9 protein-coding genes, 1 tRNA gene and 1 pseudogene are annotated in these 9730 nt (G+C 65.7%); 8 read left to right on the forward strand and 3 right to left on the reverse strand.

Going from position 1 to position 9730, the window contains the following annotated elements:
• The 3 genes and pseudogenes from AC3AYF_RS14035 to hemA form a co-directional block, all read right to left on the reverse strand.
• Window positions 1–204: pseudogene (locus tag AC3AYF_RS14035) on the reverse strand (peptide chain release factor N(5)-glutamine methyltransferase); the annotation flags it as partial.
• Window positions 204–1289, reverse strand: coding sequence for a peptide chain release factor 1 (gene prfA / locus AC3AYF_RS14040; protein WP_295039908.1), 1086 nt, complete (start codon window positions 1287–1289; stop codon window positions 204–206). The pseudogene AC3AYF_RS14035 and the gene prfA, both read right to left, overlap by 1 nt.
• 16 nt (window positions 1290–1305) lie before the next feature.
• Window positions 1306–2580 (reverse strand): glutamyl-tRNA reductase, encoded by a 1275-nt coding sequence (hemA, locus tag AC3AYF_RS14045; RefSeq protein ID WP_295039906.1) that lies wholly within the window; start codon window positions 2578–2580, stop codon window positions 1306–1308.
• Window positions 2581–2899: 319 nt separating this feature from the next.
• Between hemA and AC3AYF_RS14050 the strand changes: the two genes are divergently transcribed.
• The 8 genes from AC3AYF_RS14050 to AC3AYF_RS14085 form a co-directional block, all read left to right on the forward strand.
• Entirely contained in the window at window positions 2900–4612 is a 1713-nt protein-coding gene (locus AC3AYF_RS14050) for a tetratricopeptide repeat protein (protein ID WP_295039903.1), read from the forward strand.
• Window positions 4613–4727: 115 nt separating this feature from the next.
• Entirely contained in the window at window positions 4728–5426 is a 699-nt protein-coding gene (lolB, locus tag AC3AYF_RS14055) for a lipoprotein insertase outer membrane protein LolB (protein WP_295039900.1), read from the forward strand.
• A complete protein-coding gene (gene ispE / locus AC3AYF_RS14060; RefSeq protein ID WP_295039898.1) occupies window positions 5423–6307 on the forward strand; it encodes a 4-(cytidine 5'-diphospho)-2-C-methyl-D-erythritol kinase in 885 nt (294 codons plus the stop codon). The genes lolB and ispE overlap by 4 nt, the downstream gene beginning before the upstream one ends.
• A 139-nt stretch (window positions 6308–6446) precedes the next feature.
• Window positions 6447–6521: transfer RNA gene (locus AC3AYF_RS14065), tRNA-Gln, on the forward strand.
• Between the two features lie 263 nt (window positions 6522–6784).
• Window positions 6785–7726: a ribose-phosphate pyrophosphokinase gene (locus AC3AYF_RS14070; protein WP_295039896.1), complete on the forward strand. Its 942-nt coding sequence runs from the start codon at window positions 6785–6787 to the stop codon at window positions 7724–7726.
• A 149-nt stretch (window positions 7727–7875) separates the two neighbouring features.
• Entirely contained in the window at window positions 7876–8523 is a 648-nt protein-coding gene (locus AC3AYF_RS14075) for a 50S ribosomal protein L25/general stress protein Ctc (RefSeq protein WP_295039893.1), read from the forward strand.
• A 34-nt stretch (window positions 8524–8557) separates the two neighbouring features.
• Window positions 8558–9139 carry an aminoacyl-tRNA hydrolase gene (gene pth / locus AC3AYF_RS14080; protein WP_295039891.1) on the forward strand — a complete coding sequence of 194 codons (582 nt, stop codon included), beginning with the start codon at window positions 8558–8560 and terminating at the stop codon, window positions 9137–9139.
• A 144-nt stretch (window positions 9140–9283) separates the two neighbouring features.
• Window positions 9284–9730, forward strand: a 447-nt coding sequence (locus tag AC3AYF_RS14085) for a GTPase (RefSeq protein WP_487779890.1), incomplete at its 3' end; no start/stop codon positions are given.

Genomic DNA, 9730 nt, shown 5'->3' on the forward strand with positions numbered 1-9730 from the left:
CACCGGCACCCCCTCCTCCCGCCGGGCGATCAGGGCCTGGAACGCCTCCCGCTGCGCCGCCGTCAGCTCGCGATCGCCCCAGGTATAGAGCCAGGTCCGGTTCGTGGCGCAGACATGGGCCAGCAGTACTTCGGCATCGAGGCGCGCCGTAGGCGACGCGAAGAGTTTTCCGGCCGCCTCGCGCAGGGCCTCGTCGATCGTCATCACTCGCCCTGCAGCGCCGCCAGCTGATCCGCCTGATACTCGTTGACCAGGGGTCCGATCACTTCGTCGAGATCGCCGGCAACGACTTCGCCCAGTTTGTAGATCGTCAGGTTGATACGGTGATCGGTGAGCCGCCCCTGGGGGAAGTTATAGGTCCGGATTCGCTCGCTGCGGTCGCCCGAGCCCACCAGTGAGCGCCGGGTATCGGCCTGCTGCTGGCGCTGCGAGTCCACGGCGGCCTGCTTGAGTCGCGCCGCCAGCAGGGACATCGCCTTGGCCCGGTTCTTGTGCTGGCTGCGCTCCTCCTGGCACTCGACCACTAGGCCGGTGGGCAGATGGGTGATGCGGATGGCGGAATCCGTGGTGTTGACGTGCTGGCCGCCGGCACCGCTGGAGCGGAACGTGTCCACGCGCAGGTCGTTGGCGTTGATATCGACATCGCCCACCTCGCTCGCCTCGGGCATCACCGCGACGGTACAGGCCGAGGTGTGGATGCGCCCCTGGGATTCCGTCGCCGGGACGCGCTGCACGCGGTGGGCACCGGATTCGAACTTCAACGACGCGTAGACGTTGTCGCCCTTGACCCGCGCGATGATCTCCTTGTAACCGCCCTGCTCGCCATGGCTGGCGCTGACCACCTCGACCTTCCAGCCCCGGCGCTCGGCATAGCGGGAGTACATGCGAAACAGATCGCCGGCGAACAGCGCCGCTTCGTCGCCACCGGTACCCGCGCGGACTTCCAGGAAGACGTTGCTGTCGTCGTCCGGGTCCTTGGGCACCAGCAGGCGCTTGACCTCTTCCTCCAACTCCTCGAGTTCCGCTCTGGATGAGCGCCACTCCTCCTCGGCCAGTTCGCGCATCTCCGGATCGCTGTCCTGGCGCATCTGATCGGCCGCCTCGATGTCACCTTCCGTGCGGCGATAGGCGAGCCAGGCGCCGACCAGCGGCTCTAGCTCCGCATACTCGCGGGAGTAGTCCCGGAAACGCGGTTGATCGGCGATCACCTCGGGCTCGGATAGCAGCGCGGACAGCTCCTCGAAGCGGTCCTGGAAGGCGTCGAGTCGTTCGCGCAGAGACGCTTTCATGCCCAGTCCTGTCTTTTCATACCGAGTCCTGTGTCTTGGCGGGCCCCTCGATGAGCAGATTATCGGCCGCCTGGATGATATCGTGACGTGACTGGCCCGAGGCTTCGCGCAGGCGCAGCGTCGGGCCATGCATCAATTTGTTGGCCAACTGGTGCGAGAGCCGCTTGATCACCGTCTCGGGATCCTCGCCGCGCGCCAGCTGCGCCAGTGCCTCCGCTTCGGAATCGCGCCTCAGCGCCTCGCCATGCTGACGATAACGCCGAATCAGGTCCCCTGCGCCACGCACCCGACGCTCGTGCAACCAGTGCTCGACGCCAGTGTCGATCAGCGCCTCGGCCTGACGTGCGGCGACCTCGCGATGACGACGATTTTCGGCGATCACCTGCTGCAGATCGTCGACGCTATAAAGGAAGACATCGGCGAGATCTCCCACTTCGGGCTCGATGTCCCGTGGCACCGCGATGTCGACCATGAAGATGGGCCGGTGGCGGCGCACCTTGAGGGCCCGCTCGACCATGCCCTTGCCGAGGATCGGCAGTTCGCTGGCCGTGGAAGCGATCACGATGTCCGCCTGCTCCAGCGCCTGCGGGATGGCGCTGAGCTCGATCGCCCGGCCACCGCACTCATCGGCCAGCGCCTGGGCCCGCGCCAGGGTGCGGTTGGCGACGGTCAGCCCCATGATCCCCGCCTCGCGAAGATGGCGCGCGACCAGCTCGACCGTCTCCCCGGCGCCGATCAACAGCGCGCGGGCCCGGCCGAAGTCGTCGAAGATCCGGCTCGCCAGGCTGACCGCCGCGTAGGCGACCGACACCGGGTTCTCGCCGATCGAGGTCTCGCTCCGGACCTGCTTGGCGACGGAGAACGTCTGCTGGAACAGTCGTTCCAGTTCGCTGCCGAGACCGGCATGCTGGCGCGCGATCTGATAGGCGTCCTTGAGCTGGCCCAGGATCTGCGGCTCGCCCAGGACCATCGAATCCAGCCCGGCCGCCACCCGCATCAGATGTTTCGCAGCCTCGCCCTCGTGATAGTGGTAGGCGCAGTTCAGCAACTCCTCCGCGGGCATGCCGTGAAACGCCCCCAGCCACTCGAGCAACTGACGCTCACCCTCGTCCACGGTGATGCAGTACAGCTCGGTCCGGTTGCAAGTGGAAAGCACCGCCGCCTCACGCACGTCGGGCAGGGCCCGCAGCTGTGTCAGTGCAGACTCGATTTGTGCCGGCGAGAAGGCGACACGCTCGCGCATGTCGATCGCGGCCGTCCTATGATTGATACCCAGTGCTAGCAGCGTCATGAAATCACGGTCGTTTGTCTTGCGTGGACCCGGCCCTCGCGCCTTCGAACATGATGCGGCGCGCCGAAATGGAGCGCGACGGATGTCAGGTCGTCAGACGCCCCACCAATGTTCGCGACCGGCCTGAGGCCAAGACGCCGAGACATGCCAGCCGACGGCGGGTCCCAGCCAGGGTGACCCGTCGGGCGAAGCGCCGCCATTTTAGCACACCCGGAAGACGCTTAGCAGGCAATGAATCATGCCCGCGGTAGCCGCCTCCGCGATTGACCCCCGCCCGCCAGCCGTTATGCTGGAGCCATTGATCGATCTCGAGGACCGCATGCCTAAAAGTCTGTTATCCGCCGCTATCTGTGCGGTCCTGCTGGCTGGCTGCGAGAGCATGTCGGGCGGAACTGCGTCGCCGCCCGTCGACGACCCGTTGGCAACCGCGCCACCGATCTCCAGCGGCTTCGATGCCAAGGGCCTCTCCCAGGTACTGCTTTCCGAGATGGCCGGCCAGCGCGGCGACTTTCACCGTGCCGCGGCCGGTTACCTGGCGGCCGCCGAACGCTATCGCTCCGCCGCCCTGGCCGAGCGTGCCACCCTGGCCGCGCGCTATACCGACGATACGGCGCTGCTGAATGCCACCGCAGAGCGCTGGCAGCAGCTTGCGCCCGACGATACGGCCCCGGAAAAGCTGCTCTCGGGGATCGCGGTAGATCGCGGCAACTGGCCGGCGGCGCTGCAGCACAGGCTCGAACTCGCCCGGTCGGGGGAAGACGCGCAATTGCTCGACCTCGCCGATCTGATGGTGGAGTCCCGGGCGGAACTGCCGCCGCTGATTGCCCAGCTGCGCGATTTCACCGTCGCCTACCCGGACCACGCCGACGCGCAGATGGCCACAGCCCGGCTGGAAGCCGCCGACGGAATGGTCGATGAGGCCCAGCAGCGCCTGAAAAGCTTGTCACGACGCCACGCCGAGCTACCCGAGCTGTGGCTGACCCGATCCCAGATCGCCCTCGAAGCCGGCGACTACGCCCAGGCCGCCTCCACCGCGAGGCGTGGCCAAGAACTCTCCCCCGGTGACGACCGGTTCCTGCTGGCGCTGGCCCAGGCGCAGATCGCCAATGGCGACATCGCCGCCGCCGAAGGACAGATCGATCGGCTGTTGGAACGGCACGACGCGACGCCGTCGCTGCGGATCGGCCTGGCCCAGCTCTATCTCGACGCCGGTGCGCTGGAACCCGCCCGCCGGCTGCTGCTGCCGCTGCTCGACCGCGACGACACGCCGCCGGCCACCTATCTGGTGCTGGGGAGCATCGCCGAGACCCAGGGCGAGATCGACAACGCCCTGCTTTACTACCGCCAGGTTCCCGTGGGTCCGGGTTTCCTCGACTCCCGCGCGCTGGCCACCCGCATGCTGACCGCCAACGGCCGCAGCGACGAAGCCCAGCAGTTCCTGCGCGTCGAGATTCTGCGCCATCCCGGCCAACGCGTCGCACTGACACAGATCGGCCTGCAGGCCCTCGACAGTGTCGATCAGTCAGCGGCGGCGGATGCCTTGCTTGCCAGCAGCCTCGAGCAGGCTCCGGACGAAGCCGACCTCCTCTACACCCGCGCCATGCGCGAATTCGAACGCGGTAACGTCGAGACGATGATGCGCCAGATGCGCCAGCTCATCGCCAGGTATCCCGACAACGCCGCGGCGCTCAACGCCCTGGGTTATACCCTGGCGACCACGACCGAGCACTACGACGAGGCGCAGGAACTCATCGAGAGGGCCCATGCACTCGAGCCCCAGAGCCCCGCGATCCTCGACAGCCTGGGGTGGATATATTTCAAACGCGGGGAGACGCGCAAGGCGCTGGGGTATCTACGCCGCGCCTACACCGGCCAACCCGATCAGGAGGTCGCCGCGCATCTCGCCGAGGTGCTGGTCGTGCTCGATCACCAGGACGAGGCTCGAGCCCTGGTGAGGTCCGCGCTCGCCGACAGCGACGTCCACCCGGATATCGACGACCTGTTGACCCGCTATCCCCAACTGGCCCCGTAGCCGGACGCCGCGGGGTGACGGGTGGCACTCGCAGCTCGTGACAGCCCGGCGCCCCTGGTATCGTATGCGCCCCTATTTCCACGCCGGACTCATCCGTACTCGACAGGAACTTCCCATGTCTCCAAGCCTTCTCGCCAACGCTCGGCCTCGCCACCTGTCGTCCCCGTTTCAAAAACGGTGGCAGCCGTTGGGTGCCCTGCTCCTGCTGGTCTGGCTGGCCGGCTGTGCCGGACAGGCGCCGGCCCCGGACGTGCCGCGGCAGCCCGACGACTGGCAGCGGCAGCAGCAGGACCTGGCCGCGCTGGATACCTGGAAAGTGGCCGGCAAGGTCGGGTTGCGCACCGCGGAAGAGAGCCGCAGCGCCAACCTGGACTGGTCCCAGGCACCCGATCACTACCGCATGCTGATCAGCGGCCCCTTCGGTGCCGGGCGCAGCGTTCTCGAAGGCCGCCAGGGCGCCGTCACCCTGACCACCGGCGACGGTCGCTTCGAGGCGTCGTCGCCGGAAGCGCTGATGCAGCAACAGCTGGGCTGGTCGCTGCCGATATCGGCGCTGGACTACTGGGTCCGCGGGCTCCCCGCCCCGGGCCGGGCCCATCGGCAGAGCGACGATGAACTCGGCTTCCCCGAGACCCTGAGCCAGGACGGCTGGACCATTCGCTACCGGGACTGGACCTACGCCGACTCGCTGTGGCTGCCGAGCCGCCTGATCATGACCTATGACGACATCCGCGCCACGCTGGTGGTCAACCAGTGGCAACCGGGCAGCGGGAGCGAAGGCGCATCCGGGCAGGCGGCGGACGCGTCGCCATGAGATCGCTGACGCTGCCCGCACCGGCCAAGCTCAACCGGCTGCTGCGGATCACCGGGCGTCGCGAGGACGGCTATCACTCGCTGCAGACGCTGTTCCAGATCCTGGACCGCGGCGACACGCTGCGGTTCGAAACGCAGCCCCAAGGGAGCGACATCACCCTGTCGCCGGCGCTCGCCGGCGTCACCGAAGCGGACAACCTGATCGTCCGCGCCGCCCGCCGGCTACAGCGCGAGACCGGCTGTCGACAGGGCGCAACCGTCACGCTGGAGAAACGCCTGCCGATGGGCGGCGGGCTGGGCGGCGGCAGCTCCAACGCCGCCACCACGCTGCTGGCACTCGATCGTCTCTGGGGCCTTGGGCTCGGACTCGAGCGACTGGCGACGCTGGGGCTGGCGCTGGGCGCCGATGTCCCGGTGTTCGTGCGGGGCCGCACCGCCTGGGCGGAGGGTGTCGGCGAGCGCTTGACCGCCGTGGATCTCGGGCCCGCCTGGTTCGTCATCGTCCATCCTGGCGTCGAGATATCCACCGCGGCGATTTTCGGCCACCCCGGTTTGACACGCGATAGCACGGTCATTAGTATGCGTCGCGCACTCGACGGGGCTGCCCCCGAAGCGGTGTGGCGCAACGACTGCGAGAGCATCGTGCGAGCGCTTCATCCCGAGGTCGATCGCGCGCTGGACTGGCTTGGCCAGTACGGCAACGCGATGCTGACGGGAACCGGCGCCTGCGTCTTCTGTCCGCTGGACGACGAGAGGCAGGCCGATCAGGTACTGCAGCAGGTCCCGGACGAATGGCAAGCCTTCAAGGCCCGCGGTTGCAATCTGTCTCCGCTGCACCAGGCTTTGAACCTTGCCGAAGGTTTGGGTCAGGCCCAAACGTGACATCGTCGCTCTGGAAACCGACTACTTACGCGGTTTTCACCAGTCTTTTCAGACGGATGACGACTTCACGACTGGTTTTGCCCTCAAACCTAGCCAACGGTTTGCGCTTTTGCGCATAATGAGCGCGACCGATGATTGCTGGGGTATCGCCAAGTGGTAAGGCACTGGTTTCTGGTACCAGCATTCCCAGGTTCGAATCCTGGTACCCCAGCCACTTCCTGAATTTCGACAAGCCTGCAAACGGAAACCGGGACGCGATGGCCGCTCAGCCCACACGATTTCCCCACCGACGTTGCGGTTCTTTTCCCTGCCGTCTCGACGCACGACCCCGATGCCGACCCGCATCGCGGGCGGGCAAGCATGGTGTTTCGGAACCCCCACCTCTCGTCCCGTGCGCTTCCGGCAGTCTTGTCACCCGTCCTGGCTCGAACCGAATGTCCCCTACTGACCTTCAACAGCTCCCAAAGGTGGCCGCGCGTGTCTAAATTGATGGTTTTTACCGGTAACGCCAATGTCGGACTCGCCTCCAAGGTAGCCGAGAGTCTCGATAATCGACTCGGCCACGCCACGGTCGGACAGTTCAGCGATGGCGAAATCGCTGTCGAGATCAACGAAAACGTGCGCGGTAAAGACGTCTTTATTCTCCAGTCGACCTGCGCGCCGACCAACGACAACCTGATGGAACTGATCCTGATGGTCGATGCGCTGCGCCGCGCCTCGGCAACGCGGATCACCGCGGTGGTGCCCTACTTCGGCTACGCCCGCCAGGACCGCCGCGTGCGCTCCGCCCGCGTGCCGATCTCGGCCAAGGTCGTAGCGGACATGATGGTCAAGGCCGGCGTCGACCGGGTCATGACCATGGACCTGCACGCCGACCAGATCCAGGGCTTCTTCGATGTCCCGGTGGACAACGTCTACGGCTCGCCGATCCTGCTCGACGACATCGAGCGCCAGAACTACGATGACCTGGTGGTGGTCTCCCCCGACGTGGGCGGCGTGGTTCGTGCCAGAGCCATCGCCAAGCAGCTCAACGTCGACCTGGCGATCATCGACAAGCGCCGCCCGCAGGCCAACCAGGCCCAGGTGATGCACATCATCGGCGACATCCAGGACCGTACCTGCGTGGTGGTCGACGACATGGTCGATACCGCCGGTACGCTGTGCAAGGCGGCGGAGGCCCTGAAGGCTCACGGCGCCCGTCGCGTGGTCGCTTACGCCACGCATCCGATCCTTTCCGGGCCCGCCGTGGACAATATTACTGGTTCGGTGCTTGACGAACTCGTCGTTGCCGATACCATACCGCTCTCCGAACCTGCACGTCGCAGCGGCAAGATCCGTCAATTGACGGTCGCCGGCCTGATCGCCGAAGCCATCCGGCGTGTCAGTAACGAAGAATCCGTCAGCGCGATGTTTCACTGATCCCTACCCGGAAACGGGGCGGGGACGACGAGCGAAGCACGCGCGGATACGTGGGCCACTGCCGTGATGGCGGTGGTCCCTGCTGGAACGGCATCGTCTGGTCGCGGGCGGTGCCGATTCCTTTACTTGACCACTAGAGGTGACAATCAATGTCCCATTACACCCTGACCGCCAATGTTCGTAAGGAGCTGGGGAAAGGTGCGAGCCGCCGCCTGCGCCGCAAGAACGAACAGGTCGCCGCCATCATCTACGGTGGCACCGCGGCACCGCAGCCGATCACCATCGACAAGCCCGCCTTCTACAAGGCGATCGAAGACGAGGCGTTCTTCTCCTCGATCATCGATATCAATGTCGACGGCAAGAGCGAACAGGTCATCATCCGTGACCTCCAGCGTCATCCGTACAAGGCGCTGGTCACTCATGCCGACTTCATGCGCGTCGATGCGACTCACGAGCTGACCATGAACGTCCCGCTGCACTTCTTGAACGAAGAGTCGTGCAAGGGCGTCAAGGACGAAGGTGGCGTTCTCCACGTCCTGAACAACGACGTTCAGATCAGCTGCCTGCCGTCCAAGCTGCCGGAGTACCTCGAAGTCGACGTCGCCGATCTGGGCCTGGGCGAGACCATCCACCTCTCCGACATCAAACTGCCGGAAGGCGTGACCCTGGTCGAGCTGAGCCATGGCGAAGAGCACGACGCCGGTGTCGTCAGCGTGACCCACCCGACCGTCGCCAGTGACGACGAAGTCGCCGGTGAAGGCGTCGACGAAGATGGCGAGCCGAAAGACGACGCGTAATCTTGCGTCAAAGACCGGATAACAGGCAGTCGGCATGGCAGTGAAAGCGATCATCGGTCTCGGTAATCCGGGAGCGGAGTACGAGGACACCCGCCACAATGCCGGCGCCTGGCTGGTCGAGCAACTCGCGAGGGACGCAGCACAGACGCTGCGTCCCGAGCGCAAGTTCCTGGGTCTGTATGCCAAGATCCATCTGGGCGGGCACGACCTGCACCTGCTCAACCCCACCACCTTCATGAATCGCAGCGGCGCCTCCGTGGCCGCGCTGTGCCAGTTCTTCAAGATCGCCCCGGACGAGCTTCTCGTCGCTCACGACGAACTCGATATCGTACCCGGCTGCGCCCGCTACAAGACGGGTGGCGGACACGGCGGGCACAATGGCCTGCGCGACATCGTCAGCGCGCTGGGCAATACCAACGGCTTCCACCGCCTCCGCATCGGCATCGGCCACCCCGGTAGTGCCAAGCTGGTCACCAACTACGTCCTGGGCCGTCCCGGCAAGGCGGAGCGCCAGTCCATCGATGCTGCCATCGACGAGATCATCACCACCCTCCCCGAGGCGCTCTCCGGCGACTGGGCCAAGGCCATGAACCGTCTGCACAGCTTCAAGAGCTAAGAGACGAGCAAGAGGACGAAAGAGGTCGGGGACGTTGCTTCCCGGCGCGCAGCGCCGTTCTTTCCTCTTCCTTCTGCTGTGGCGTCCCGTAGAATAGCGAGCCTCTCTTTCAGCTTTCCCTGTACATCAACTCGGGTAACTCCTATGGGTTTCAATTGCGGCATCGTCGGCCTTCCCAACGTCGGCAAGTCGACTCTCTTCAATGCATTGACGCGCTCCGGCATCGATGCCGAGAACTTCCCCTTCTGCACCATCGAACCCAACACCGGTATCGTGCCGATGCCGGACCCGCGGCTCGACAAGCTGGCCGAGATCGTCAAGCCGGAAAAGGTGGTGCCGACCACGATGGAGTTCGTCGACATCGCCGGCCTGGTCGAGGGCGCCTCCAAGGGCGAGGGCCTGGGCAACCAGTTCCTGGCCAATATCCGCGAGACCGATGCCATTGCCCATGTGGTGCGCTGCTTCGAAGATGACAACGTCATCCACGTCGCCAACCAGGTCGACCCCACCGCCGATATCGAGACCATCAACCTCGAGCTCGCGCTGGCCGATCTCGATGCCGTAGAGCGCTCGCACCAGCGTCTGACCCGG

It is taken from the genome of Salinicola sp., assembly GCF_982684285.1.

What these genes read in the sequence shown, in the direction of transcription:
- prfA (WP_295039908.1), bottom strand. Translation starts at nt 1,289, where the DNA reads ATGAAAGCGTCTCTGCGCGAACGACTCGACGCCTTCCAGGACCGCTTC.
- hemA (WP_295039906.1), bottom strand. Translation starts at nt 2,580, where the DNA reads ATGACGCTGCTAGCACTGGGTATCAATCATAGGACGGCCGCGATCGAC.
- AC3AYF_RS14050 (WP_295039903.1), top strand. Translation starts at nt 2,900, where the DNA reads ATGCCTAAAAGTCTGTTATCCGCCGCTATCTGTGCGGTCCTGCTGGCT.
- lolB (WP_295039900.1), top strand. Translation starts at nt 4,728, where the DNA reads ATGTCTCCAAGCCTTCTCGCCAACGCTCGGCCTCGCCACCTGTCGTCC.
- ispE (WP_295039898.1), top strand. Translation starts at nt 5,423, where the DNA reads ATGAGATCGCTGACGCTGCCCGCACCGGCCAAGCTCAACCGGCTGCTG.
- AC3AYF_RS14075 (WP_295039893.1), top strand. Translation starts at nt 7,876, where the DNA reads ATGTCCCATTACACCCTGACCGCCAATGTTCGTAAGGAGCTGGGGAAA.
- pth (WP_295039891.1), top strand. Translation starts at nt 8,558, where the DNA reads ATGGCAGTGAAAGCGATCATCGGTCTCGGTAATCCGGGAGCGGAGTAC.